This is a genomic window from Paenibacillus sp. MMO-177, assembly GCF_037147795.1.
In the GTDB taxonomy this organism is placed as follows: Bacteria; Bacillota; Bacilli; order Paenibacillales; family Paenibacillaceae; genus Pristimantibacillus.
This window is the reverse complement of record NZ_JBBCUR010000001.1, coordinates 785,617-811,636: the sequence shown is the minus strand read 5'-3', so window position 1 is coordinate 811,636 and position 26,020 is coordinate 785,617. Positions and strand designations below refer to the sequence as shown.

Here is a 26,020-nt window from a genome sequence, read left to right as displayed (position 1 = left end):
CCCATTAGAAGTCGCTTAAAGGATGAGCTGTCGTTTTCTTAACGAAGTCAGAATAGTTATAACTAAAGTCTTCTCATCGATTGGGATACCAGCGGATGGGGCTACCTGGGCGAGGATCTTGCAAGCCTGATCGCGGATGAACCGGATATCGACCACATGGTTGAACACTATCAACGATGCATCCCCGCGTATTACAAAGGCTTTTCGGAGTATGCGGATGTATCCCGAATCGCCGATCATTGCGTGTACGAGATAATCCTTCTCGTATTCGGGTACAGGCTTGTGGAGGGGTATCTCCACGCGGAGGCTGATGACGTGAAGACGAAGCATGTCCATACTCTCCAAAAAATTTACGAAATGAAGACATTGGATGGTCACATCTAGTTACATGGCCCGAACTGATTCGAAAGTATAGATAGTAAGTGCCCGACTTTGCGTTATAGCAAGGCGGGCACTTTTATTGTTTTGAACCGCATGATGACCTATGGTTTTTGGACAGCTTCTAAGCGGCTAAGGACGTCTGTTCTGATTTCCTAAACCGAAGGTTGCTGCTGACGATCCCGCCTAATATAACGATAACGCCAACCCATTGCGGCAGGCTTATAGGCTCCGCGAGCACGAAAGAGGAAAGGATAACGACAATCGGCAGTTCGGATGCCGTCAGAATCGTTCCCAATCCCGAGCCGACATGCGGCATGCCAATCGAAAACAGAAGGGGAGGAAGCACGACCCCAAATACGCCCAGCGCTAATCCATACGGGAGAAGCCCCGTTACAACATTCCAATCCAATAAAAAGGTCGGCGGGAATACGATAAATATCGTGATAAGGCCACCCGTGGAAAGAAGCGCGCTTTTTAACAGGGGAGGAGTTGATGGTTCAACCGTGCTGCTCAAAAACACAAAGGTAGAAAAGGTTAACGCGGCAAGCAATCCCCATAGGCATCCTGTCCATGACAGCGACATATTTTCCTGAAACAGTATATTGGCGGCGAGAACGGAACCGATCAGCGTGAGCGCTATGGACATTAGCTTATTTCTTGTCGGCTTTTTCTTAAGCAGCAGCCACTCCAATAACGTTCCGATCCAAACGAATTGAAATAAAATGACGATAGCGAGCGAGGCATTAAGCGTCTGCAAGGCTTGATAATAAAAAATGCCCGTTAATCCAAACGGTATTCCGGATAACAGTAGTTTTAAGGCTTGTTTGCGGGTTGGCGCTTTCCTGTTAACCAGCAGAACAATCAGCCAGCTTAGGACCGCTCCGAAAAGATACTGGCCGCCGGTTACCGCGGAGACGGAAAAGCCCGCCGCATACGCCAGTTTTACAAAGGTGGACAAGACCCCGTAACAGCAGCCTCCCAAACATACGATTAACGCGTAGTGCCATAATTTCATGATGCTCCTCCTTTTTTGAACGCAAAAAACCACACAAATGACGCGTACCGGCAGTACGTGCCTTTGTGTGGCGAAAATAGAGATTGCTCTCCAGAAAAGTCCACAGCTTCCCTAATGAGTTTTAGTATTGACGTTTCGGTTACAAGTATAAAAACAGATCCGGAACGTTGTCAATGTCTAATTATTGCACGCAGCAGCAGGAGTAGAGGCCGGCGTGGTTTTTTTCGTTTCAGGTGAGCGTACTTCCAAGCATGCTTATCGATTTGTCTGAGCTCCCAATTTTTATGCTTCATCTGCTCTTCAAAGAAAATAGGATGATTCAACAACTCATTCACGTCCCTTTACGATATGGTTGATCGAACGAATGTTTCCATTATAAAAAAAGAAGTATGACAGCATCCTGTCACACTTCTTCGTAACGGTTTAACATTTTTCCAATTTTCTCTTTTATTCGTTGCCTGAGCGCGGGCGGTTCCAGTACAAGGGCGTCCTCGCCAAAGCCAAGCAGCTTCTCGATCAGCCAGTCCGTGTCGATCGCCTGAGCAATCGTCAGCGTAAGGGAGCCGTCATCGTTAAACTTCTTCTCGTCCAAATAAAATTCATCCAGCACTCTTGCAAGCGATCCGCCGGTAAAATGAATGACGGCATGCCCGGTCTTCTCCTGCTCCTGATAGCGGCCGCCGGAGAGGATATCCTCGGTATGGATGTTATGCTCCCGCTCGAAGTTTTCCGGCAGGGCTAATAGATCCGACATTCTTGTCAACTTAAACACCCGATAGTCGTCCCTGGAGCGGCAGTAGCCATACAAATACCAGGCGTCGTATTTGAGCAGAAGACTAACAGGCTCGACGACGCGGTCCTGACGTTCGTCCTTCGCATTCAGATAATGGAAGCCGACGAGCTGGCGGCCGTTAATGGCGGAGTGGAGAGTGCGGAGATGCGCCGTGTACGATCTCCAGCTGCCGAGGTCCATCGTCAGGCTTGGGGCTCTGCCGGAATCGGTCTGAACGGTCTTTAGCCGTTGAATCGTCTCCTGCGCCTTCTCATCCTCGAATACGGTAGTGGTGCTTTTGAGAAGAGTAATTAGAGAGGCGATATCGTCGGAGCTGAGCAGGCTTTTGTCCATCTTGTATTCCTTCATAATGCCGTATCCGCCGTTAACGCCTTGATAGGAGACAACGGGAATGCCGGCCGCGCAGATCGCCTCGATGTCCCTGTAGATGGTTCTTTGCGCAACGCCGTATTTGCTGGACAACTCCGATGCGGACACTACTTCATTATTAAGCAGCATATAGATGATCGATATCAATCTTTCCAGCTTCAAAAAACAATCACCGCCTCCTAGTTTGCGCTGTTAAGATCGTAGTGCACGGGGCTTTGTTTTGTCTATAAAAAATAGCCTCGGCCATATAAAGGCCAAGGCTATTAGGTTAAGCGTTAAAATGGAAGCTCGATTGAAACTTCGCGTTTGGCGGCGGAGGAGCGAAGCACCCCGTCGATAATGGCTTGCTGAATGACGATCTGCGAGCCCGGAATAGGGGCGGGACGTCCTTCTCGCACGGCTTCGGAGAAATCCCGCACCTTCTCGTTGAAGAGGTTAAGGTCGGTATTCGTAACCGGAATCGGCGTTTCGGTCTGTTTGCCCATAAAATCATGGAACAGCTTCATTTCGCCGACGCGGCCATCCCATACGCCGGACCAATTGCCCGTTCCGTAAGGATTCACTTTAAGTCCGCCGTCCGTTCCGAGGAACATGGTGGAGCCAAGCGTATCCATGTGCATAGCCCAAGAGATCTTGAATTGAAGCACCAGATCGTTCTCGAAGCGTACAAGCGCTACTCCAAAATCCTCAACTTCGAATTTGCTCGCTTCCGGATGATGAATGGGATTAGTGCCGAAATAATTGGAAGTATACGCCGATACCGTAAGCGGCTTCGGATAACCAAGCGCATTAAGCGCCATATCGAGCGAGTAGCAGCCGATATCAGCCATAGCGCCTGCTCCGGCAAGCTGCTTGCTGATAAACGTTCCGCCAGGCATGCCGCGTCTGCGGCCGCCGCCGGTTTCCACGTAATAGACCTTGCCGAGCTTGCCGGATTGGACGATTTCGTTAACGACCTTCATGTTAGGGTCGTAACGGGGCTGAAAACCGATCGTCAGCATTTTTCCCGTATCGCTCGCGACTTGAACCATATCAATGGCCTCGTCCAAGGTAACGGACATCGGCTTTTCGAGCAGGACGTTTTTGCCTGCGCGCAGCGCGTCAACGGTTGTTACGTGATGGGAGGCATTGGGCGTACAGATGCTGACCCCGTCCAGATCAAGCTCGAGGAGCTTGCGATGATCGTCGAAGCCGATAGCTCCCGGCAATTGCTCGCGCGTCACGAATTGATCCGCTTTACCTGGAATCACATCGGCAACGGCGACAATCTCAACGTCGGGAAGCTGTTTGTAGGCTCTTACGTGAGCAGAAGCGATACCGCCGCTGCCGATAATTCCGATACGTTGCATTTTTGACATGAATCTAATCCCTGCCTTCTCGTGAACTGTGGTCATTGGAAGCCGAGCTTTACTGCAGATTGATCTTTCTGATCTTCTCCATAGCAATCTTTGGCTCCCGGTTAATCGTAAGCAAGCCGTTAACCTCCTGCTGCACGTCCGTAATTTGCGTGTAGCAGAATCCGCTTACATAATCGAGATTCTTGATCGCTTGGGTAATTCCTTCATAACGGGCCAAAAATTCTTCTTCATTTTTTACTTGGTTGCCGTAGCCCCAACCGGATTCGCTCGTAAAGGCGATGCCGCCGTATTCGCTGATGATCACCGGCTGGCCTTTGTAGCTGTAGCCGTTGGCGAAGGGATAACGGTATTTATCGTGCGCGAAGTCGTTGCTGAGCAGCGCATCCTTATCCTTGTATCTGGCTTCGAGAACCGGGCCAAGCTCCTCGTAGTCATGAAGCGTAATAATATCCGAGATCGTATGCTCCCAGCCGTCGTTAACGACTACGGGTCTCATCTGATCGTAGGACTTGGTCAAATGATAGATCGATTCGGTGAATTGCTGCTGCTTCCGGTCTGTGAAGATTTGTCCGATCCCCCATGATTCGTTAAACGGAACCCATGTCACAATGGAAGGGTGGTTGTAATGCTGGCGTACAACCTCCATCCATTCCTTCGTGAACCGGTCTACGGCGTCATCTCCGAATTCGTAAGCGGCGGCAATCTCCGACCAAACAAGAAGGCCTTTGCGGTCCGCCCAGTATAGGTATCGCGGATCCTCGAGCTTCTGATGCTTGCGCACGCCGTTGAAGCCAAGCGCCAGTGTTTTGTCGATATCTTCAATAATGGCTTCTTCGGATGGCGGAGTCAGATGCGTATCTTCCCAGTAGCCTTGGTCAAGCAGAAGGCGTTGGTAGAGCGGCTGCTTGTTGAGCAGGATACGGTCGCCTTTAATCTGAATGCGGCGCATGCCGAAGTAGGAGTATACGGTGTCTACCGGCTGGCCGTCCTTCTTCAGAATAACCTCCACATCGTACAGGTTCGGATGATTCGGATGCCAGGAATGAATTTTCCATTCGTTGACGTCGTTCATGACGCTCAGTTCGACTTTCAAGAACTTGCGGTCAACGTTGGTTTCCGAGGAGCGGATCAGATTCCCGTCGTAACGAATAACGGTCTGGAGCGTCAAGCCATCGAAGGAACGTACCGTGCTGCCAAGCTCGTATTCGAACGTAACCGCAGCTTCTTCCAGCTTTGGCGTAATTTTAGCTCTATTCACATGGTTGCCGTCGACATATTCCAGCCAGACGGACTGCCAGATGCCGGTTGTCTGCACGTACCAGCAGCCGTAGTTCTTCTCGATCCAGCGCTGCTTGCCGCGCGGCTGCATCGTGCTGTTGCTGTCTTCCACGCGTAGCGTGATGCGGTTATCCCCGCCAATCTGCACGGCATCCGTAATATCGAAGGAGAATGCCGCATATCCGCCTTTATGCGAACCGATATAAACGCCGTTTACCCACAGCTTAGCCAAATAATCAACGGCCTGGAAATGAAGGATAACGCGTTTGTCTCCCGTTTGGGCCGGGATTGCAACGTTCCGCTCATACCATACGCATGGATGGAATGTCTCCTCGCCGATGCCGCTCGCTTTGGTCTCATATGTAAACGGGACTTGAATCGTCCGGTCCGCATCCAGCTTGCTGTACCATTTGCCGCGTTCGCCTTCAAACGAATCGTCGAAGCGGAAGCCCCATTCGCCGTTTAACAATTGCCATTCGTCGCGTACCCACTGCGGACGCGGATAATCCTTCACATACTTGTGCGAACTAGCCATAATCTTCTTTTCTCTCCTTTTAGTTAACCGTTAGGTTAATTTAATGATGAAATTAAGATGATTCTAGTTCATATTATGTGGAAAAGTCTTCCTTATGTCAATATTAAGGTTAATTTATTAATTATATAGTTAACTAATAATCCGATTTCGTTAGATAGATAATATTTTACAAAATATGCTAGTATAAAAAGGTGCTATCTCAAAGCGGGAGGAGTTAGAGTGATGATGAAACAACTTATTGTTGGGGATGCCGAACATGAACTGACGAATACGAGACGTATTCTGGAGCGCTTGCCTGACGAGCATATGGCTTGGAAGCCGCATGAAAAATCGATGACGCTGGGAGGGCTTGCCACGCATTTGATCAACCTGTTGAACTGGCAAGCCGCTATCTTACTTTCCCCGGAACTTGATATGTCTACTGTATCGGGGCGTCGGGAGGCTTTGCAAAAGCGCGAAGACGTGCTGGCTGAATATGACGCAAACGCAGCCAAGATTATCGGCTTGATAGCCGAATGCGACGAGAATAAATTAAGCGAAGAATGGACGCTGCGAAACGGTGACTATATAATTCTGCGGCAACCGCGGGCCATGGCGCTTCGCTCCTTTGGATTAAGTCACATGATTCATCACCGTGCCCAGCTTGGGGTATATTTGCGGCTCTTGGATATTCCGGTACCCGGCCTCTATGGCCCTTCGGCGGATGAATAAACCGTTGGTGATTATAGTGAACGGATTCCCGGGCGCCGGCAAAACAACGCTCGCAGAGCGGCTGTCCGAGGATTTGAAGCTTCCCTTGCTGTCAAGGGACGGGATCTACGAGACTCTGTTTGATGCTTTGGATTGCGATACCCATGGCTCTCCGCCGCTTTTGGCGCCGGCCGCGTTTACCTTTCTTTATTCCTTCGCAGGAACGCTGCTGGCTGCCGGACAATCGCTTGTTATCGAAGGCTTCTTCGGCCGTCCGGAATTAAGAAGCGCGGAGTTTCTTAAGCTGAAGGGGGAGTATGACTTCGAGCCCTTCCAAATCATGTGCAGAGCGGATGGGCAGGTGCTTCTGGAACGCTATTATGCGCGTATGGGATCAGCGGACCGGCACAAGGGCCATAATGACAAGGAATGGATCGAACAGCAGGGCAACAAAGAGCGGCTGTTAAACGAGAAGCTTGCGCCATTGTCTATTGGCGGAACGGTCGTTGAGATCGATACGGCAGCCGGGTTTGATTATGCAGATTTACGGAAGCGGATTCGCTCCATACTGAAATAGCAGGATTAGACGAGTTGATAGCAGGATCGTTACTGCCTCTCCTTCCGGCGATTCCCTATACTAGACTATATGTTTATTTAGGAGGAGAGCGTGTGAAGGAATTGTTGGATCCGAAGCTTGACGTGCAGATGTCATGGTGGGGAATGTCGGGCCTCGCTGCCGCGGAGGGGCGCAGTGTTGAGGAACAGGTAGAGATGATTGCGGAAGCGGGCTTTGACGGTATCAACGGATTTATCCCGGCTGCGCAGGACGAGGACAAATGGAGACGTCTTCTGGAGCGTTACGATTTGTCCTTTAGCGTGAATGCGTACCCTAAGACGGCTCAGGATATGGATCAATTTCTAGCGAAGGCGAAAGAATACGGCGGCATTCAGCATATTAACGCGCAAGTTCTGACGCCTTTCCTCATCAACGAGCCGGCCGTTCAGCTGCTCAGCTCCATGGATGCCTTATCGCGTCATGCCGGAATTCCTTTATTTATCGAGACGCACCGCGGTACGATTACCCAGGATTTGCTGCGAACGGTGGATTATATCAACGTGCTGCAGTCGCTTCGTTTGACGATTGATCTGTCGCATTATGTAGTGGCCGGCGAGCTTCATACGGTGTCCGATGAGGCGGAGCAGCTGATCCAGACCGTTCTGACCCGCAGCGCGGCTTTCCATGCGAGGGTATCTAACGGCGAGCAGGTGCAGATTGACGTAGGAAACAACGGCGAGCATCCGATGCTGCGGCATTTCGAACGCTGGTGGAGTTCGGGCATGAAGAGTTGGCTGTCGCAAGCGGGAGCGGGGGATGTGCTGCCTTTTGTAGTAGAACTAGGTCCGCCTTCCTATGCGATAACAACGGATGAATACGCCGGACGTACCCATGAAATAAGCGACCGTTGGGAGCAATCGAAGCTCTTTATGAGAACGGCCAGAAGGCTTTGGTCGGAAATAGGAAGATAGAACAAAGGGATCATCACGATGAAGTGACGATCCCTTTGTTAGGATTTGGCGAATACATACTCGTTTGTCAGAAAGCGGCTGTGCGATAATGCACAGCCGCTTTCTAGCTCATTTAGACAATGGGGAAGCGACAATCACCTGAATATTGTGGTCTTGCAGCAACTTATCGAAAGGAGCGGGCGGATTGGCGTCCGTAATTAGCAGATCGATAGCATCAAATGGGCATACGCGGTGAAACAGGTTCCTTTCAAACTTGGCCGAGTCGGCCAGAAGAATGACCTGATTGGCCCGTTTGATCATTTCCCGCTTGAGATACGCTTCCTCCTCCGTCGGGGCGAATAAACCCTCGGCTGTAATGCCGCATGTGCCGAGAAAAAGCTTGTCTACCCGGATGTCATTCAGCATCTCGACCGTACGCGGCCCAAAGGCGTACCGGTGCCAGGTATTCAGCATCCCGCCAAGCAAATGCGTAGCGATTTGCGGCTTGTCGCAGAGCACGCCGGCAACATCGATCGAGTTCGTGACAACCACATTTTCCGCGGTGGACATAAATTCGGCGACATATTGCGTTGTGGTTCCGGTATCCAGCATGACATACTCTCCGTCCCGGATAAGGGAGGCGGCCGTCATCGCGATGGAACGCTTGCTTCCTGCCTCGGTTAATCTGTCTTTGTAGCTGCTCACCGATTTGGTCATGGACGAGAGAATCGCTCCGCCGCGTACGCGGACAATCAGACCGTCCGCTTCCATCTTGACCAGATCGCGCCTCGCCGTATCGTAGGATACTTCGTACAGGGAACAGATATCCTCCATGCTAATATTTCGGTTCAGCTTCATATAATCAACGATTGATTTAATCCGTTCCTCTTGCGTCATCTTTTGCCCACCTTATTTGTCCATTCTTCTTCCATTATAAGCAACGGTACTTTTTAATGACAAGCAAAATGCGGAGAATGTGCATGTTTCGCTTGCAATTAATTCGTAAATGTAATTATTGTAATTAAATATATAAGTATAACAATTAAAATATCATTGAAATGGCGCATATCATCTTTTATACTGGTGGAGAATGAACAGAGAACGGAGAGGGAGTGCAAATGATGAGCAATGTGAAAGTTGGATTGGTTGGCTTCGGATTATCGGGGCAAGTTTTCCATGCTCCAATCATACAGTCAGTTGAAGGGATGGAGATCGCAAAAGTCGTGTCCGGAAATCCCGAAAAGGTAGGGCAACACTTGCCGAATGCGGAAGTTATCGCCTCGCTGGAGGAACTCTTGGCCGATGATAACATCGACCTCGTGGTCATTACATCGCCTAACCGGACGCATTATACCTTTGCGAAGCAAGCTTTGCTTGCGGGCAAGCATGTTGTTGTCGAGAAGCCTTTTGTCATCTCGTCGGAAGAAGCGGATGATCTGATCGAGACGGCAAGGCAGCAAAGCAAGCTGCTTAGCGTCTATCAGAACCGGAGATGGGATAACGACTTTCTCACCGTCAAAGGCCTGATCGAGGCTGGAGAGATGGGGGACATTGCATCCTACGAAGCGCATTATGACCGTTACCGTCCGGAAGTATCCAATAGATGGAGAGAAACGGCAGGCCCCGGTTCGGGAATGCTGTATGACCTAGGCTCGCATTTGATCGACCAGGCATTGCATTTGTTCGGCAATCCGGATACTGTATATGCCGATCTTATGGCGCAAAGGGCAGGTTCGGAGGTCACCGATTATTTCCACCTGATCCTAAGCTACGGAACGAAAAGAGTTATTCTGCACAGCGGTTCGCTTGTGATGCGGCATGGTCCAAAGTTCCAGGTGCATGGCAGCAAGGGCAGCTTTATCAAATACGGCCTGGATTCGCAGGAGGATATGCTGCGCAAAGGCGGCCTGCCGGGCCAGCCGGGTTGGGGTTTGGATCAGGAAGAGCGGTACGGTGAGCTTACGGTAACGGTTGACGGCAACGCCGAGACCGGCAAGGTGAAGACGCTGCAGGGCAGTTATGAACGCTTCTACGAGGGAATGTTTCAAGCGATAACGGCGAATAAGCCTGTACCCGTTGCGGCCGATGATGCCAGAAACACCATTAAAATCATTGAGCTGGCCATTCAAAGCAGCACGGAGAAGAGGGCTTTGCCTTTCCAATAAAAGCAGAAGTGCCTGGCAAGGGTGGCGATAGCCGTTTCGCCTTGTGCCAGGCATTTTTTTGTGAATATGATGAAACCACTTTTTTACAAGTTCGTATTGTAGTAAAGTAATTTTACCTATACTAGGAAGATGAGCAAACAATGGAGGGAACTTTGTAAAGTGGAATCGGACAGGAATAAGGACAGTTTTTGGAGTTTATTGAAAAAAGGGAATACGTCTTCGGCAACGGCGGCAGTCGGGAATACGGCAGTGGCTATCGTAAAAGGCGTAGCTGCAGTGATGACGGGCAGCGGCGCGATGTTCGCGTCCACCATGCACTCCATTGCGGATGCGGTGAACCAGGGCTTCGTATTTGCGGGCAGCGTGCTTGCCGAGAAAAAACCGACGCCAAGATTTCCGACCGGATTCGGCCGGGTCATTAACCTGTTTTGCATGATTGCGGTTATTGTCGTTACGGTTATGGCTTACGAAACGATCAGAGAGGGTTTTCACTTGTTGGCCCACCCGTCGGAATCGCATGGCTTCTGGATAAACTTTATTATCTTACTAATCTCCATTGGCGTTGACGGCTTTGTTTTACATAAAGCGATGAAAGAAATTGTGCATGAATCGCGTACAGAGGCGAAAGGTCTCTCTATTGTGGCGGCAGCGTTCAAAAATGTCGGACGGGCCGCACCTCCAACGCGTCTCGTATTTTATGAAGATTTAGTTGCTACGACTGGCGCTTTTCTTGCGCTCATTGCCGTCGTTGTTACTTCGCTTACGAGCTTTACGCTGCTGGATGGCGTATCGACCATACTGATTGGTATTCTGATGGTCGCGGTGGCGTTCCGCGTAGGCTACGATAACATGGTTGGCCTGATTGGCGTGGCTGCTCCTCGCGAAGTTGAAGACAAGGTTGCGAAGCTGATTTTCTCCCATGGGGAAGTAACCGATATTTATTCGATGCGTATTTTGCAGGAAGGCCGCTATTACCACGTTGAAGGTCTGATCGAGCTGAAGCCTGGGATGACGCTTGCGGAAGCCGATGATATCAAGTTCAAGGTGAGAGACACGCTCCTGCTTGATCCGGCGATCGCCGACGTTACGATAGGCATTATCGAAGATAATGGAGTCCGCAACTGGCAGCCGCAAAAGGCTGGCGTATAAAACAAACGAAGGTGCTGTCCTAAGGGCAGCGCCTTTTTCTATGCCCCTCACTGGAGATAGGCAAGTTCGATCTGTTACAATAACGACAAGAGGTGAAGGCATGCTGGATTCCATCGATAATCATATTTTGCAGAGGCTGTCGCAGAACAGCCGGATTTCATATACCGATCTGGCCAAAGAGGTAGGCTTGTCGGGGGTTGCGGTGAAGGAGCGAATCGACAGGCTTGTGAACCAGGGCATTATCGAGCAGTTCTCGATTGTCATCAACGCGGAAAGATTGGGCAAAAAGATATCCGCCTACCTGGAACTGGAGGTCGAGCCTGCGCATCTGGACGAGATTCTGGAATCGCTCAAGGCCAACGAGCGCGTTGTTGTTCTCTACGAGATGACCGGACCTTGCCTGCTTCACGTTCATTATCTGGTGGAGGATATGGAAGAGGTGGACCGATTCATGCATGAGTCAATCTATTCGTTAAAAGGGATATTGCGCGTTGAGAATCAGATTCTCCTCAAGCGCCATAAGAATCAGGACGGCCTTAATATTTAAACTGCCGTGACACGAAGAAACGCCGGGTGGCAGCCTGGCGTTTCTTTTTTGTTATTTAGGATTGGATGATAGCTTAATTGGTTTTGGACAGCTTGGATTGATAGAAGCTTGCGGAATAGTCGCTGATGACCGCTTTTCCGCCTGACAGCTGTACGGGAGCGGTCAGCTTAATCTTTTCGCCGTTATAGGTTGCGGTTGTTTGGCCGATGGTCATGGCCAGCTTATTGCCGTTATAGCTAATCGTTATCGTTTGCGTTGGCGTATTCCAGCCCACCTTGGCCCCAAAGCTTTCGAAGGCGCTTCGCAGTCCGACAGTCTTCTGCTCCGCTTCGCCGAACTGGCCTTTTGTAATGACGGCGTGAACGCCCCAGTTGCCGTCAACGACCTGCGTAATTCCAAAGTCGGTGGACACGGACATCAGGGAGTAGGCCTCGTCCTCCGTCAGATCCATTCCTTTCATCAGAAAATCCTTTGTTTTATGCGCAGCGTCCTTCATGGCCTTGTCGATCGAGGAATTGTTGTAGATATCCTTCTGGGCGTTTTCTCCGAGCTCTGCCAGGTAGTTGGCGTAGCTGAAGCCGTGTACGACCCATTCGTTCTCGTTCTCAAGGAGCGGGTAGCTTAGATTGTTAAGCTTTTTGTTCAAATCCGCTTTCTTATGCAAAATCACTTGAATGTCGCCGGTCACGGATGTCTCGATAGCCGTTCCGTTAATTTCCGCATCTCCTTGGCCGGCATGCGGATCGCCAACCTGCAGCAGCGCGCCGGGTACGGATACCGGATAATACATCGTAGCGCCTTCCGTTACGCGCCAGTCGTCAACGTTGCCGCCGAAGTAGGACGGAGGAACGGAGTCAACAACGTCCGCTTCCTTCGGAGCAACGCCCATCGTGCCGAAATGGAGCCTGACCGGAACCTTAACGCCTTCCAGTACGTTGAAGTTTTCTTCGACGGTATCGTGGTCGACAATAACGCCCGGATAATCGATGGTTGGATGCACCTTGCCGTCGGGATCGGTCTGCGGTGTCCACTTGAAGCTGTACAGCGCCGTAGCATAGTCGCTAGCGCCGTCCGAACTCATCTCATAGATCGTGACCACTTCCCGTTTCTTTGGTTCTTCCGCCATATCCCCGTACAAGTAGCCCCAGTTGGCGGCAGCGTTGACGCCAAAGGTTTTGCCTGCGTACTTCTCATTTCCGTTCGGACGGAGCTTCATGTCCAAGATTTTTACTTCCAGCACGTCGCCCGGTTCCGCTCCTTCAACCGCGATTGGTCCGGTCATAATATGTACGCCGGGTCCCCGCAGCGCTTCGTTCTTCTCGACTTGATCCCAGTGGAAAATATCCTCCACGCCCGCATCGCCTTTAATCATTCTCTCGTAATCATCGCCGGAATGATGGGTAATAGCCTCGACCGTTACGATATCGCCGGAGTTCACGGTAAGGACCGGATCTCCTTTCCCGATATTGCCCCAGCGTACATTCTCTGAATTCGCGGCAAGGTAATGCGTCTTTGGCTTGGTGTCAGCATTTGCGACATATAACGGCGAGCCAAACACCATCAAAGCAGATAAAGCGGTACATACCTTCCATGAAAAACGGTTTCTCATACTCATGTCTCCCTTTTTTTTCTTCTGTGTAAGTTTTCCTAACATGTTAGTGAGACTGAGTATAGCAGAAGAATATGGGATTAACAATATAAAGTTTTTGTCTAATCTAAGTTTGATAATTTAAGTGAATTGTATTTTTCCGTTTAAAAAGTTAATTGGCAGTCTCCGAAAGAGAAAAATCCTGATCGTTATGGCGATCCGAAATAAAGCACAATAGGTCAGTTCATAGCATGATAAGGGCTTATCAAGCCGCCTCTAGTACCGGATAATTGAAGCAAGAGCATGATACGAAGCAATTTTTTGAGGGGGACTAGATCATGTCAGTAGAACAAGGAAAAAATCAGCCTTACGAGGCTTATCTGTTTGTGCATTTTACCGGCGAGCATGAGAATGGCGAGCAGGTTTATTTTTCGGTCAGCCGGGACGGACTCCATTGGAATGATCTGAATGACAGCCAGCCGGTATTGCAATCCGGCATCGGCGAGAAGGGTGTGCGGGACCCGTTTATTATCCGCTCTCCGCTTGATAACAAGTTTTATATTATTGCGACGGATCTACGTATTGCGAATGACAAAGGCTGGGATACGGCGCAGCATCGCGGCAGCCGCTCGATTATCGTCTGGGAGTCTCCGGACCTGGTGAACTGGTCGAAGGAGAGAAGCGTGGAGATGGATCTTCCGGATGCGGGCTGCGTCTGGGCTCCGGAGACGATCTTTGACGAGGAAGCGGGAGAGCATCTGATGTTCTGGGCCTCAATGACGAAAGAAGGCGATCAGGAGCCCAAACAGATTATTTACAGCTCCAGGACGAAAGACTTTATTTCCTTCACGAAGCCGGAAAAATATATCGAACGCGGCAATCACGTGATCGATACGACGATTATCCGGGAGGGAAGCACGTATTACCGTTATTCGAAGGACGAGACAACCAAATGCATAACGGTCGAGAGCAGCGATTCCTTAGCCGCTTCCTCCTTCAAGGAGCTGCATTCGCCTGTATTGGACGAGCTGTTCGGAGTGGAAGGGCCGGAAATATTCAAGTTCAACGACCGGAACGAATGGTGCCTGATGGTCGATCAGTATGCCGCCGGCAAGGGTTATCTGCCGCTTGTTACGGAAGACTTGTCCAGCGGACAGTTCCGTATTCTGAATTCGGAAGAGTATAACCTAGGGGCTGCGAAGAAGAGGCATGGATCGTTCCTGAATCTGACCGGAGCCGAATACGAGGCCTTGGCGGCAGTTTGGGGCACGCCCGGACAATAAGAGGGAAGCTTGGCATGGAGCCGTCCGTGCCAAGCTTTTTTATGTTGGAGTTGCCTTTATATTCTTTATCCATTACAATACTGAATAAATGTTCAGTATCGAAAATCGGGAGTTTAAGCGAGGTGAGTCGGGCGTGAACAAGAAGCAGCAGCAAACCGAGCATACAAAGAGAAAGATAGCGGATGCGGCGCGGAATTTGTTCGTGCAGAAGGGCTATAAAGCAACCTCCATCGAAGATATCGTCAAAGCGACAGGCTGCAGCGCCGGCAATATCTATTATCATTTCAAGAGCAAGGAAGGGCTGTTCCTGCATCTTATTGACGATTGGAACACGGAGTGGGAGGAAACTTGGCTGGCGAAGGAGCCGCAGTACAAGACCACCATCGAAAAACTGTACGGCATGGCCGAGCATCTGGCGCATGACCAGCTGAATCATCCGCTTACCAAAGCCGTTGACGAGTTCTTTAACAACGCCGAGAAAAATCCGGAAGTCGAGGAGCGCATTAACGAGATGGTTAAAGGTTATATTGACTTTAACCGGGATTTGCTGCAGCGGGGGATCGACAGCGGCGAATTCCAATCCTCGAACGTGACCGGACTTGCGATTATATTGGATAGTCTGATGTACGGCCTGAATCAGCACACGCGAAGAATGGAACGGGAGGAAGCTCTGGCGGCTTACCGGCTGGCTATGGACGTGTTTTTGCACGGCATTGCCACACCGGCCCGCTAGGCCTTTTTTTCTGCAATAATCTAGAATGAATATTCAGTATTCGAACAGCTAGGAAATCGGGGGAATCATAAAATGACTTTATTGCTTAAAAATCGGGGTGCTCTGCTTATCCTGATGTTTAATTTGTTGCTAGTGTTCACGGGGATCGGGCTTGTTATCCCGATTATGCCGAAATTTATGGAGACGCTTGGCATTACGGGAGGGATTGTTGGCCTGCTAGTGGCGGCGTTCTCGCTGACGCAGCTCCTATTCTCGCCTCTTGCCGGGCGGTTGTCCGACAAATTCGGCAGGAAGAGGATGATCGTTATCGGCATGCTTGTGTTCGCCGTCTCCGAAGCGATGTTCGGGTTGGCGGAATCCTCGGTCCTATTATTCGTATCCAGGCTGCTTGGCGGGATTAGCGCCGCTATGATTATGCCGGCCGTTATGGCTTACGCGGCCGACATTACAACCAAGGAAGAGCGTGCCTCCGGCATGGGCTTTATTAATGCGGCCATTACGACCGGCTTTATTATCGGTCCCGGCATTGGCGGTTACATTGCCGAGTTCGGCATTCGGGCGCCGTTTTACGCTGCCGGCGCAGCGGGGGTCCTTGCAGCCGTGATCAATCTGATTATCCTTCCGGAGTCGAAGCCCGTGCAGGAAGAGGAAACGGAAATCTCGGCGTCCGGGAAGGAACAACGCGGCTTTCTCACGCAGCTCCGCTATTCGTATCGCGAGCCGTATTTCCTGGCCTTAATTATCGTTTTTGTCATGTCGTTCGGGCTGGCAAACTTCGAGACGGTATTCGGATTGTTCGTCGATCACAAATTCGGCTATGAGCCGAAGGATATCGCCTTTATTATTACGTTTGGCTCCATTGCCGGCGCGGTCGTTCAGGTTACGATCTTCAGCTGGATTCTGAGGACGTTTGGCGAGCGGAGAGTTATCTCCGTTTGTCTCCTGTTTGCCGGCTTGTTTATCGCATTGACGCTATTTGTTCATAAGTTCTGGCTGGTGTTTGCCGTGACGTTTATTATCTTCCTCGCGATCGATATATTGCGCCCGGCGATCAGTACGCAAATGTCGATGGTGGCGAAGGACCAGCAGGGCTATGTGGCGGGCTTGAATTCGGCCTTTACGAGCCTTGGCAATATTGCCGGACCAATTATCGCCGGATTCCTGTTCGATGCGGATATTAATTACCCTTATACGCTTGCTTGCGTCGTTCTGCTTCTATGCTTCGTTTTGACGTTGAGTGAAAGAAAACGCAGCCTGCAGGAAGCCCGGACGTAATCGGGGAGGGCTTGATCAGCTGATGTCGGTTTTTTTAACCGATGTCAGCTTTTTTATTTTAACGTCTAAATAAAAGCGAATTGATTTTCCGTTCCCCTTTGTCCCATAATAATAGCGGAAAGGGGAACGGAAGATGCGTTACCACTACGAGTTTGTCGAGACCCAGGACGATTTGCCGGTCCGGCTGTTTGTGAACAGCGTAAAGGACATCCGTTTTCATTGGCATAAAGAGATCGAGCTGGTCTACGTTCTGCAGGGCGCCGTTACCGTCTATGTCGATCAGCAACAATACCGCTTGGCTGAGGATGATATTATCGCGATCAACAGCATGTCCGTGCATAAGCTTGAATGCACGAACCTGGACAATGTCCTGCTGACGTTGCAGTTCGGCCCCGAGCTGCTGGATGACGAGGGGACCTTGTTTGCGTGCAATTCCATGAGCCAGACGGAATACACCAGGTACCGCTATGACCGGCTCCGCCGTTGCCTTGCCCGGATGGTTTGGGAATCGAACAAGAAAGGGCCCGGCCACCGCAATTATTCCATGGGAAGCCTGCAGACGCTCATTGGCCACCTGACGCGGTATTTCACGGCGGGAACCGGCGGCGGACCTCAGGAAAAAGGAAAAAACTATGACTATATGCGGCTTAACCGCATAATCCAATATGTAGACAAGCATTATAACGAGAAAATCACGCTTCAGACGATTGCCGACCAGGAGCACCTGAGCCTTCATTATTTTTCGCATTTTTTCAGCGATAAAATCGGCATTCCGTTTCAAAAGTATTTGACGCTTATCCGTCTGGAGAAAGCGGCAGCGCAGCTATCCGATACGGATAAAAGCATTACGCAAATTGCGCTGGATTGCGGCTTTGCGAACGTGAAGCTGTTCAACCAATACTTCAAAGGGAAATACGGAAGCACGCCGGGCTCTTACCGGGATACTCTTTCAAACGCCAAGATGCCGGACCCGGCTAGAAAGCCGCTGACGACGGAAGAGTCGTCAAGCGGCGACTACTACGAGACGGATACGATCTCGGCGATGGAGTCCTTGTACCGGTATTTGAACGACAGGGAGGGCAGTCCTCCGGTAGAGCATGATATGCCTTCCGACCAGCGGGATGTGGTCGACGTTCAGGCGGATGCCGGCATCCGGGAGGAGGCTTTCCTTAAGCATTGGAACCGGGTCACAACCGCCGGCCGCGCGGTGGAAGGGCTACGGGAGGACTGGCGCCGGCAGTTTGCCGGCATGCAGGGGGAGTTTCCGTTCACCCATATCCGGTTTCACGGCATCTTTAACGATGAGATGATGGTGTATTCGGAGGATGAGGACGGCAAGCCGGTCTATAACTGGGCTTATGTAGACAAGCTGTACGATTTCCTGCTGCAGTCGGGCATTCATATTTTTGTCGAGCTTAGCTTTATGCCCGCGCTTCTGCGCCGTTCGAACGAGACGATCTTCTGGTGGAAGGGCGGCATCTCTCCGCCGGCTGACCAGGAGAAATGGAACGGACTTGTCCGCGAATTCGTCAGGCATTGCGTGAATCGCTATGGTCATGCGGAAGTGAAGAAGTGGTACTTCGAAGTGTGGAACGAGCCGGATTTAACCGATGTCTGCTGGTCGGGGACGAAGGAAGAGTATTTCGCGTTCTATGAAGCGACGGCAAATACGATCAAGTCCGTCTCGCCGGAACTTACCGTAGGAGGGCCGGCGCTAGGCTACGGCTCTTTATGGAACGACAGCTGGGCGGAGCAGTTCATCGCGTATTGCCGCGACAGGGAAGTGCCGCTCGACTTTTTCTCGTTCCACGTGTATTCGGAGTATCCGTTCCAGAAGAAAGAGATTGGCAAGCTGACGACCATTATGCCGCCTTCTTATTTTTTGGACAGCATCAACCTGTTGAAGGAGAAAATCGGCTACGGTCAGCCGCATACGCCCGAGCTTCATATTACGGAATGGAACTTCTCGCTGTATGACCGCAATTTGCTGCATGATACGATGTTTATGGCGCCGTTTATCATTCATCATGCGCTGGCGACATTGGGAACGGTGGATTCCATTGCTTATTGGTCTTTTACGGACGTATTCGAGGAAAGCCAAGTGCTGCCTTCGATGTTTTACGGAGGGTTTGGGCTCATAAATCGGGAAGGGCTTCACAAGCCCGGCTATTATGCATTCCGACTGTTATCCAGGCTGGGCAGCCGGATAATCGCGCAAGGGGACGGCTATATCGTTACGAGGAACGAGAATGAAGACGTGCAAATTTTGCTGTACCATTATGTTCACGTCGATTCGTTATACGCGAGCGGGGACAGGACCGGCTTAACCGAGCTGAACCGGTATTCGGTCTTTGAGGAGAAGGGGCATAAGCGGTTCCGGATTGCCCTGGAAGGCTTGTCGGGCAGCTACAAGCGGACCCGGCATGTCCTGGACCGGGAGCATGGTTCGGTATTCGACGAATGGATTCGTCTAGGCTCGCCGGCTTTTCCTACGGAGGAAGAGCTGAAGTACCTGCATAGCAGAAGCGGACCGGATATGCGGACGGACAGGCTGGAGTTGAATGAGGAGGGCTATGCGGAAGAGGCGGTTGTGCCTCCGCATGGGGTTCAGCTGATTATGCTGGAGAAGCAGTATCGATAAGGAGCGAATTACGCCCCCGGGAATTACCCGGGGGTGTTTTTTGTCGTATACGGAAGGCTTCCGGAGAACAAGCTGGGAGTAATGAAGGGGATACGGCAAGAAACAGACCTGATCCCGGCAAATAAGAACGCGAAAGCGGTTTGGATTGATTTTATACTAATAAAGCGGTTTCATAGACCGACTACAACGCAAGGGGGAGACAGAGATGGACCGGTTCATGAATTGGATGACCAAGAGGTTTGCTCCGAAGGTAGAGGCCTTCACCAAAAATATTTGGGTAGACTCGATCCAATCGGCGATTATGGTAATCCTGCCTATGATCTTTATCGGCTCGCTCGTGACGCTCATTTCGATTCTGAATAATTACATCCCGGGCATGCCGGATTTGACGCCATTTACGACTTTCAGCTTTGGACTGATCGGTATATTTATTGCCTTTCTTACGCCCTATTTCGTTATGCACAAGAAAGATCGTCACAATATCAAGCTGATTGCCGGCGCAACGGGCATATCGCTGTTCCTGATGCTGCTTAAGCCAACCGTCGGCGATGACGGGACGATTAAGTTCATTCTGGAGAGGTTTGGCCCGTCCGGCATGATTACCGCGCTGCTCGTTGGAGTTGGCGTAGCGGCGGTTATGAATTTGTTCCACCGCTTCTCGTTATTCAAGAAGGATACGAAGCTGCCGGATTTTATCGTCGAGTGGTTTGATTTTCTGGTTCCGATTGCTTTATTGCTCGCGATTGGCTGGGTGCTGATCTATCAGCTGCACTTCGATATTTTCGAGATGATCGTCTCGGTGTTTGATCCACTTAACGCGATCAGCCAAAGCCTTCTTGGCTTCGTACTGTTCAACTTTATCGGGGTTGTCCTCTTTTCGTTTGGCGTTAGCCCGTGGGTCATGTCGCCGCTCTGGTATGCGATCTGGTTCCCGGCTATCCAGGAGAACGCCGCCCTGGTTGCCAAAGGACTTGATCCGATCAACATTAATACGTTCGAAACGTTCTTCTCCGGCTGGGTAGGCGTGGGTGGTCTTGGCGCAACGCTGCCGCTTGTCGTGCTGTTCCTGTTCGCCAAATCGCAAAAGCTGAAATCCATTGGCAAAGCAACCATCGTGCCTTCGCTCTTCAACATTAACGAACCGGTTGTGTACGGTGCGCCTGTTGCCTTCAACCCGATTCTGATGGTCCCGATGTGGATCAACGGCATCGTTATTCCGGTCATCGTCTATTTGGCGCTTGATTGGGGACTTGCCGCTATTCCGGCGCAGGTATTCCAGCTTTGGTATACGCCGCTTGGCTTGTCCACTTACCTGATCTCCGGATTCAACGGGTTAATTCTGCTCGCCTTTGTATTAATCATTATGTTTATTATCTGGTTCCCGTTCTATAAGGTTTACGATCTGCAGGAGCTGAAGAAAGAGCAGCATGCGGAAGAGATCCCAAACGTTTAAACAAATTTGCACAGCAAGAAAAGGAGGTTTTCTACTCATGAAAACATCAGCGGAATTATTGTCTTTATTGACCTTGGAAGAAAAAGCTTCCCTTGTTGCAGGCTCAAATATGTGGATGACGAAAGGCATCGAACGTCTCGGCATTCCCGCGATTCATATGTACGACGGCACCAACGGCATTCGTAAAACGAACAGCGACGAAGAGATGGGGGTTACCGGGCAAAACATTCCAGCCACCTGTTATCCGACAGGCTCGGCTATCGGTTCGTCCTGGAGCACGGAGCTGCTGCATGAGGTTGGCGTTGCGCTCGGCAAGGAAGGCCGGTCGATGGGCGTTGAGCTTCTGCTGGGCCCTGGCATTAACATGAAGCGCACGCCGCTTGGCGGGCGCAACTTCGAATATTACTCCGAAGACCCTTGCTTGTCCGGGGAGCTTGGAGCCTCCTTTATTAACGGCCTGCAAAGCGAAGGCGTCGGCGCGTCGGTGAAGCATTTTGCCTGCAACAATCAGGAGTTCGAGAAGATGGTTACGAGCTCCGAGGTAGACGAGCGGACGCTGCGGGAAATTTACCTCAGCGCGTTCGAGCGGATCGTCAAGAAGGCGAAGCCTTGGACGCTCATGTGCTCCTACAATCTGCTTAACGGTTCTTATGCGAGCGAGAACGAGCATCTGCTTCATGATATTTTGCGCCGGGAGTGGGGTTACGACGGGGTAGTCATCTCCGACTGGACAGCCGTTAACGACCGGCTTCGGGGCCTCAAGGCGGGTCTCGATCTCGAGATGCCGGGACCTGCCGATTATAATGCGAAAGCAATCGTTGAAGCGGTCAAAAAAGGCACTCTGGACGAAGCCGTTCTGGATAGCAGCGTTCGCCGCATTCTTGATCTGGTCGCCAAAACAACCGCGGGCTCGGAGCAGGCAGCCGAGGCAGCGGACTATCATGAGCTTGCGCGTAAAGCCGCCGCGGAAAGCATCGTGCTGCTGAAAAACGATAACGGCATTCTTCCGCTGGACCGGGAAACGCTTGGCAGCGTCGCGGTAATCGGCCGGTTCGCGAAGCAGCCGAGAATCCAAGGCGCCGGCAGCGCGAACGTTACGCCAACACGCGTAGATATTCCGTTTGATGAACTTGAGTCGCTTGCAGGATCCTCGGTCAAGCTGTCTTATGCCGAGGGCTATCCGCAGGAGGATATTGTTGATGACCGTCTTATCGCGGAGAGCGTAGCGATTGCGGCGGCTTCCGAAGCAGCCATCCTGTTCGTGGGCCAGCCTGAATTCGCGGAATCGGAAATGCATGATCTGAAAGGCATTGAACTGCCTGCTCATCAAGTGAAGCTGATTCAAGCGGTAGCCGCGGTTCAGCCCCGCTGTATCGTGGTGACCAGCAGCGGCAGTGCTTTGGCGATGCGGGCATGGGTGCAGCAGGTTCCGGGCGTTATCCACTCTTGGCTTGGCGGTCAAGGCAGCGGCAAAGCGATCGCCGATATTTTGCTTGGCGCAGCGAATCCTTCCGGCAAGCTGTCGGAGACGTTCCCGGTGAAGCTGTCGGACAACCCGTCCCATATGCGGATCCGCGGCGAGAACGGCAAGCTGCATTACCGGGAAGGTCTGTTCATCGGGTACCGCTATTACGATAAAAAAGAGCTGGCGCCCGAGTTCCCGTTCGGCCACGGCTTGTCGTACACTTCATTCGCTTACTCCGGATTGAAGACCGTTCAGCAGCCGGACGGCCAAGTAGAGGTAACGTTTAAGGTTGCCAATACCGGTTCGGTGTCAGGCAAGGAAGTCGTGCAGCTGTACGTCCATGACGAAGAATGCAAATGGACGCGGCCGGAGAAGGAATTAAAGGCTTTTGCTAAGATTGAGCTGGCGCCGGGCGAGGCGAAGGAAGTCTCTTTTGTGTTGGAGGAACGCGACTTTGCTTATTACAACACGAAGTTCGGCAAATGGGTAGCCGAGACCGGGTACTTCCTGATCTCCGTTGGCAGCTCGTCGCGGGATATCCGGCTGCGCGGACGTCTGCATTGCGACTTTGGCGAAGAGAAGGCAACCTTCCATCAGTTTAGTTTATTTATCGACTGGCTGAACGATCCTGTGGCGAAGAAGGTACTCGAGCGTTTCTTGGACGAGATGAACGCGCATATCGTGGACAAAATTCAGCTGAACGACGAGTTTGTCGGCTTCTGGGACGACTTCCCCGTCGTGAAGTTGATTCAGATGTTTGGCCAGAGCTGGCTTGGCGAACGCTCCCCAAATGAAGTCATTGAAGAGCTGATCGGACAGATTGAAGAGGAGCGCATGGCGCTCGGAAGCAAGTAAAGGAAGGGCCGCATTGCCGTTTATGGCGATGCGGTTTTCTTTTATGACTAAATCCGATTAATAAGGTTGGAAAAAAGAGAACAAGTTGAGCCCGGCTACATATGCTGATAGCAAGCAACACATTGTGGCAGCACGAGAGGGGCATGCGTACAGATGGGCAGAGAATTTACAGCGCTGTTTGACGAATGGTCGGAATCTTATGATCGGACGGTTGCCGGGGAAGATGTGGAGTATCGTGAAGTGTTTGCGGGATATGACCGCATCCTTGAAGCGGTAGCGGAGAGGGTTAGCGGCACGATTGTAGAGTTTGGAGTGGGCACGGGCAATTTGACGGAGAAATTGCTCAAGCGGAGCAATAAGGTGTACGGCATTGAGCCCTCGGAAGGCATGCGCCGTGAGGTGTCGAAGCGAGGACTGCCGATCCGGCTTCTGGATGGCGATTTTCTGGAGTTTCCGGAGCTGCCGGAGCCGATCGATGCGATTGTCAGCACCTATGCTTTTCATCATTTGACGGATACGGAGAAGGACCAGGCGATTGCCCTGTATAGTCAATTGCTTGCCCCAGGCGGGCGCGTAGTGTTTGCGGATACCTCCTTTGCAAATGCGGAAGAGCGCCAAGAGATTGAACAATCTGCGCTTGAAGCGGGATTTCTAAATTTATATCAGGATTTGCGCACGGAGTATTATACGTCTCTCGATGTCTTGAATAAGCTGTTCACGAATCACGGTTTTACGGTCGGCTTCACCCGGCTCAACCGTTATGTCTGGCTGCTGGAAGCGGTCAAGCTGGGCTGAACCGATTGCACCCCAGACGGGAACAGCAGAGGAGAGATGCTTGCATGGCTATTTATCGCAATGTCCGTGAGCTGATCGGAAATACACCTATCGTAGAACTGACGCGTTTTTCGTTACCTGAAGGGGTCCGGTTATTTGCCAAGCTGGAGCTGATGAATCCCGGGGGAAGCGTTAAGGACCGCTTAGGTCTGGCACTGCTGCGCGATGCGGCTGAGCGGGGCGAGCTGAAGCCTGGAGGAACCATTATAGAACCAACGGCAGGCAATACGGGGATTGGTCTAGCGCTTGCCGCTGTTGGCACGGACTATAAAGTCATATTTGTTGTACCCGAGAAATTCAGCATCGAGAAGCAGACGCTGATGCGCGCGCTTGGAGCGGAGGTCGTCAATACACCTACCAAGGACGGAATGCTTGGGGCGATTCGCAAAGCGGAGGAGCTGGTGTCGTCTATTCCGGGAGCGTATTCACCTGCGCAATTCTCGAATCCGGCGAACCCTTCGGCTTATTATGACACGCTTGGTCCGGAGCTGTGGCAGGAGCTGGACGGTAGAGTGGATGTCTTTGTGGCGGGAGCGGGAACGGGCGGTACGTTTATGGGGACGGCACGGTATTTGAAGGAGAAGAATCCGGCCGTAAAGACGGCAATCGTCGAGCCGGAGGGCTCGATATTGGCTGGCGGCAAGTCCGGACCGCACCGGACCGAAGGCATCGGCGTGGAGAAGCTGGCTCCGTTTATGGATCCCTCCTACTTCGATGCGATTCATACCATTACCGACGACATTGCGTTTGCCCGGGTGAAGGAGCTGGCAAGGCTGGAAGGCTTGCTTGTCGGCAGCTCCTCCGGCGCGGCGCTTGAAGCTGCTCTCAGGGAAGCGGAGCTTGCGCCATCGGGAAGCCATATCGTGACGATATTCCCGGACGGAAGCGAGCGTTATCTGAGCAAGCAGATTTACGGGGGATAGAGGAGGCGGCTTGACTTTGAAGCGATTAACGAAGCTGATTCACGGCGGTACGCCGGTTGACCCGCACACCGGCGCGGTAAACGTACCGATCTACCAGACGAGCACGTATAAGCAGGATGATGTTGGCGTGCACCGCGGTTATGAATATTCCCGTACGGGCAATCCGACAAGGCATGCGCTGGAGGAGCTCATCAAGGAGCTCGAAGGAGGAGCGCGCGGTCTTGCGTTCAGCTCCGGCATGGCGGCGATTCATACGGTGTTGTCGCGCCTGGACAGCGGGGATCATCTGCTTGTGACCGACGATGTGTATGGCGGGACGTTCCGAATTGTTACCCGGGTGCTTGCGCGACTTGGCATTGAGGCCACTTTTGTGGACACGGCAGATCTGGATGCATTAGGTGAGGCTGTTCGGCCGAATACAAAAGCCTTGCTCGTCGAGACGCCAACCAATCCGCTGCTGAAGCTGACGGATATCGCGGCTGTCTCCGCGTGGGCGAAGTCTCACGGGTTGCTATTTATTGTAGACAATACGTTTGGCACGCCGTATTGGCAGACGCCGCTTGCGTTAGGCGCGGACGTTGTTGTCCATTCGGCGACCAAATATTTGGGCGGGCATAGCGACGTTGTTGCGGGGCTCGTTGTTACGGCGGACGAGAAGCTCGGCGAAGAGCTCCATTATATTCAGAATGCCGTTGGCGGCGTGCTTGGTCCACATGATTCCTGGCTGTTGATCCGCGGCATGAAGACGCTGGGTCTTCGTATGGAAGCCCATGAAGCCAGTGCGCGCGAGATCGCAAGGTTTCTGGCAGAGCATCCGGCTGTCCGGAAGGTCTACTACCCCGGCTTGCCGGACCATCCGCAGCATGAGCTGGCGAAGCGGCAGGCGCTTGGCTTCGGCGGGATGATCTCGTTTGATGTGGGAAGCACCGAGAAAGCAGCGGAGGTGCTGCGGAAAGTTCAGTACTTTACGCTAGCCGAAAGCCTCGGCGCCGTGGAAAGCCTCATCTCCGTTCCGGCCCGGATGACGCATGCGTCCATCCCGAAGGAACGGAGAGAGCAGCTCGGCATCACCGACGGGTTGATCCGCATCTCGGTCGGCATCGAGGACCGCGAGGATCTGATCTCCGATTTAGCCCAGAGCCTGGAAGGCTAGCAAAGCGGGATCCGCTCCGATCGTACCGATC

The 26,020-nt window shown here is 51.8% G+C and carries 21 protein-coding genes and 1 pseudogene; 16 read left to right on the top strand and 6 right to left on the bottom strand.

The features are described from left to right. Nucleotides 1-72 precede the first annotated feature (72 nt). Nucleotides 73-384: pseudogene (locus tag WFK81_RS03620) on the top strand (aminoglycoside phosphotransferase family protein); the annotation flags it as partial. Nucleotides 385-502: 118 nt separating this feature from the next. Here the strand turns inward: WFK81_RS03620 and WFK81_RS03615 are convergent. From WFK81_RS03615 to WFK81_RS03600, 4 genes are all read right to left on the bottom strand, one after another. Continuing rightward, nucleotides 503-1,396, bottom strand: coding sequence for an EamA family transporter (locus WFK81_RS03615; protein WP_336785067.1), 894 nt, complete (start codon nt 1,394-1,396; stop codon nt 503-505). Nucleotides 1,397-1,799: 403 nt separating this feature from the next. After that, complete coding sequence (locus WFK81_RS03610) at nt 1,800-2,720, bottom strand: helix-turn-helix transcriptional regulator (protein WP_336785066.1); 921 nt, start codon at nt 2,718-2,720, stop codon at nt 1,800-1,802. Nucleotides 2,721-2,833: 113 nt separating this feature from the next. Then, nucleotides 2,834-3,916 (bottom strand): Gfo/Idh/MocA family protein, encoded by a 1,083-nt coding sequence (locus WFK81_RS03605; protein WP_336785065.1) that lies wholly within the window; start codon nt 3,914-3,916, stop codon nt 2,834-2,836. A gap of 49 nt (nt 3,917-3,965) precedes the next feature. Then, on the bottom strand, nt 3,966-5,729 hold the full coding sequence (locus WFK81_RS03600; protein ID WP_336785064.1) for a glycoside hydrolase family 2 protein: 1,764 nt from the start codon (nt 5,727-5,729) through the stop codon (nt 3,966-3,968). Nucleotides 5,730-5,951: 222 nt separating this feature from the next. On the opposite strand from WFK81_RS03600, the gene WFK81_RS03595 reads away from it, so the two are divergent. From WFK81_RS03595 to WFK81_RS03585, 3 genes are all read left to right on the top strand, one after another. Then, nucleotides 5,952-6,440 carry a DinB family protein gene (locus WFK81_RS03595; protein WP_336785479.1) on the top strand — a complete coding sequence of 163 codons (489 nt, stop codon included), beginning with the start codon at nt 5,952-5,954 and terminating at the stop codon, nt 6,438-6,440. After that, a complete protein-coding gene (locus tag WFK81_RS03590; protein WP_336785063.1) occupies nt 6,433-6,996 on the top strand; it encodes an AAA family ATPase in 564 nt (187 codons plus the stop codon). Before WFK81_RS03595 ends, WFK81_RS03590 begins: the two co-directional genes overlap by 8 nt. 92 nt (nt 6,997-7,088) lie before the next feature. Beyond that, nucleotides 7,089-7,946 carry a sugar phosphate isomerase/epimerase family protein gene (locus WFK81_RS03585; protein ID WP_336785062.1) on the top strand — a complete coding sequence of 286 codons (858 nt, stop codon included), beginning with the start codon at nt 7,089-7,091 and terminating at the stop codon, nt 7,944-7,946. Between the two features lie 108 nt (nt 7,947-8,054). Here the strand turns inward: WFK81_RS03585 and WFK81_RS03580 are convergent, their stop codons facing one another. Next, nucleotides 8,055-8,822, bottom strand: coding sequence for a DeoR/GlpR family DNA-binding transcription regulator (locus WFK81_RS03580; RefSeq protein WP_336785061.1), 768 nt, complete (start codon nt 8,820-8,822; stop codon nt 8,055-8,057). Between the two features lie 224 nt (nt 8,823-9,046). Here WFK81_RS03580 and WFK81_RS03575 point away from each other — a divergent pair, with 224 nt between their 5' ends. The 3 genes from WFK81_RS03575 to WFK81_RS03565 all read left to right on the top strand — a co-directional run bounded on the left by WFK81_RS03575 (nt 9,047) and on the right by WFK81_RS03565 (nt 11,786). After that, nucleotides 9,047-10,090: an oxidoreductase gene (locus WFK81_RS03575; RefSeq protein ID WP_336785060.1), complete on the top strand. Its 1,044-nt coding sequence runs from the start codon at nt 9,047-9,049 to the stop codon at nt 10,088-10,090. Between the two features lie 159 nt (nt 10,091-10,249). Beyond that, nucleotides 10,250-11,239 (top strand): cation diffusion facilitator family transporter, encoded by a 990-nt coding sequence (locus tag WFK81_RS03570; RefSeq protein WP_336785478.1) that lies wholly within the window; start codon nt 10,250-10,252, stop codon nt 11,237-11,239. A 100-nt stretch (nt 11,240-11,339) separates the two neighbouring features. Further along, nucleotides 11,340-11,786 carry an Lrp/AsnC family transcriptional regulator gene (locus WFK81_RS03565; protein WP_336785059.1) on the top strand — a complete coding sequence of 149 codons (447 nt, stop codon included), beginning with the start codon at nt 11,340-11,342 and terminating at the stop codon, nt 11,784-11,786. Nucleotides 11,787-11,859: 73 nt separating this feature from the next. Here the strand turns inward: WFK81_RS03565 and WFK81_RS03560 are convergent, their stop codons facing one another. After that, complete coding sequence (locus tag WFK81_RS03560) at nt 11,860-13,395, bottom strand: acetamidase/formamidase family protein (protein ID WP_336785058.1); 1,536 nt, start codon at nt 13,393-13,395, stop codon at nt 11,860-11,862. A 317-nt stretch (nt 13,396-13,712) separates the two neighbouring features. Here WFK81_RS03560 and WFK81_RS03555 point away from each other — a divergent pair, with 317 nt between their 5' ends. From WFK81_RS03555 to WFK81_RS03515, 9 genes are all read left to right on the top strand, one after another. After that, nucleotides 13,713-14,657 (top strand): glycoside hydrolase family 43 protein, encoded by a 945-nt coding sequence (locus WFK81_RS03555; protein WP_336785057.1) that lies wholly within the window; start codon nt 13,713-13,715, stop codon nt 14,655-14,657. 133 nt (nt 14,658-14,790) lie between these two features. Next, nucleotides 14,791-15,390 (top strand): TetR/AcrR family transcriptional regulator, encoded by a 600-nt coding sequence (locus WFK81_RS03550; RefSeq protein WP_127491779.1) that lies wholly within the window; start codon nt 14,791-14,793, stop codon nt 15,388-15,390. 72 nt (nt 15,391-15,462) lie between these two features. Beyond that, on the top strand, nt 15,463-16,665 hold the full coding sequence (locus WFK81_RS03545; RefSeq protein WP_336785056.1) for an MFS transporter: 1,203 nt from the start codon (nt 15,463-15,465) through the stop codon (nt 16,663-16,665). 133 nt (nt 16,666-16,798) lie between these two features. Continuing rightward, nucleotides 16,799-19,306, top strand: coding sequence for a GH39 family glycosyl hydrolase (locus tag WFK81_RS03540; RefSeq protein WP_336785055.1), 2,508 nt, complete (start codon nt 16,799-16,801; stop codon nt 19,304-19,306). A 205-nt stretch (nt 19,307-19,511) separates the two neighbouring features. Further along, the gene (locus WFK81_RS03535) at nt 19,512-20,759 is read left to right on the top strand and encodes a PTS sugar transporter subunit IIC (protein ID WP_336785054.1); all 1,248 of its coding nucleotides are present in this window, start codon (nt 19,512-19,514) and stop codon (nt 20,757-20,759) included. Nucleotides 20,760-20,796: 37 nt separating this feature from the next. Further along, entirely contained in the window at nt 20,797-23,079 is a 2,283-nt protein-coding gene (locus WFK81_RS03530) for a beta-glucosidase family protein (RefSeq protein ID WP_336785053.1), read from the top strand. A 153-nt stretch (nt 23,080-23,232) separates the two neighbouring features. Then, nucleotides 23,233-23,874 (top strand): class I SAM-dependent DNA methyltransferase, encoded by a 642-nt coding sequence (locus WFK81_RS03525; protein WP_336785052.1) that lies wholly within the window; start codon nt 23,233-23,235, stop codon nt 23,872-23,874. 44 nt (nt 23,875-23,918) lie between these two features. After that, nucleotides 23,919-24,836, top strand: a complete 918-nt coding sequence (locus tag WFK81_RS03520) for a PLP-dependent cysteine synthase family protein (RefSeq protein ID WP_336785051.1) — start codon at nt 23,919-23,921, stop codon at nt 24,834-24,836. Between the two features lie 16 nt (nt 24,837-24,852). Next, nucleotides 24,853-25,989, top strand: coding sequence for a bifunctional cystathionine gamma-lyase/homocysteine desulfhydrase (locus WFK81_RS03515; protein WP_336785050.1), 1,137 nt, complete (start codon nt 24,853-24,855; stop codon nt 25,987-25,989). Nucleotides 25,990-26,020: the final 31 nt, after the last annotated feature.

Bases quoted from the DNA above. Each gene is read 5' to 3' on its own strand.
- WFK81_RS03615 (WP_336785067.1), bottom strand. From the start codon at position 1,396: ATGAAATTATGGCACTACGCGTTAATCGTATGTTTGGGAGGCTGCTGT.
- WFK81_RS03605 (WP_336785065.1), bottom strand. From the start codon at position 3,916: ATGTCAAAAATGCAACGTATCGGAATTATCGGCAGCGGCGGTATCGCT.
- WFK81_RS03600 (WP_336785064.1), bottom strand. From the start codon at position 5,729: ATGGCTAGTTCGCACAAGTATGTGAAGGATTATCCGCGTCCGCAGTGG.
- WFK81_RS03595 (WP_336785479.1), top strand. From the start codon at position 5,952: ATGATGAAACAACTTATTGTTGGGGATGCCGAACATGAACTGACGAAT.
- WFK81_RS03590 (WP_336785063.1), top strand. From the start codon at position 6,433: ATGAATAAACCGTTGGTGATTATAGTGAACGGATTCCCGGGCGCCGGC.
- WFK81_RS03580 (WP_336785061.1), bottom strand. From the start codon at position 8,822: ATGACGCAAGAGGAACGGATTAAATCAATCGTTGATTATATGAAGCTG.
- WFK81_RS03575 (WP_336785060.1), top strand. From the start codon at position 9,047: ATGAGCAATGTGAAAGTTGGATTGGTTGGCTTCGGATTATCGGGGCAA.
- WFK81_RS03565 (WP_336785059.1), top strand. From the start codon at position 11,340: ATGCTGGATTCCATCGATAATCATATTTTGCAGAGGCTGTCGCAGAAC.
- WFK81_RS03560 (WP_336785058.1), bottom strand. From the start codon at position 13,395: ATGAGAAACCGTTTTTCATGGAAGGTATGTACCGCTTTATCTGCTTTG.
- WFK81_RS03555 (WP_336785057.1), top strand. From the start codon at position 13,713: ATGTCAGTAGAACAAGGAAAAAATCAGCCTTACGAGGCTTATCTGTTT.
- WFK81_RS03545 (WP_336785056.1), top strand. From the start codon at position 15,463: ATGACTTTATTGCTTAAAAATCGGGGTGCTCTGCTTATCCTGATGTTT.
- WFK81_RS03540 (WP_336785055.1), top strand. From the start codon at position 16,799: ATGCGTTACCACTACGAGTTTGTCGAGACCCAGGACGATTTGCCGGTC.
- WFK81_RS03535 (WP_336785054.1), top strand. From the start codon at position 19,512: ATGGACCGGTTCATGAATTGGATGACCAAGAGGTTTGCTCCGAAGGTA.
- WFK81_RS03530 (WP_336785053.1), top strand. From the start codon at position 20,797: ATGAAAACATCAGCGGAATTATTGTCTTTATTGACCTTGGAAGAAAAA.
- WFK81_RS03525 (WP_336785052.1), top strand. From the start codon at position 23,233: ATGGGCAGAGAATTTACAGCGCTGTTTGACGAATGGTCGGAATCTTAT.
- WFK81_RS03520 (WP_336785051.1), top strand. From the start codon at position 23,919: ATGGCTATTTATCGCAATGTCCGTGAGCTGATCGGAAATACACCTATC.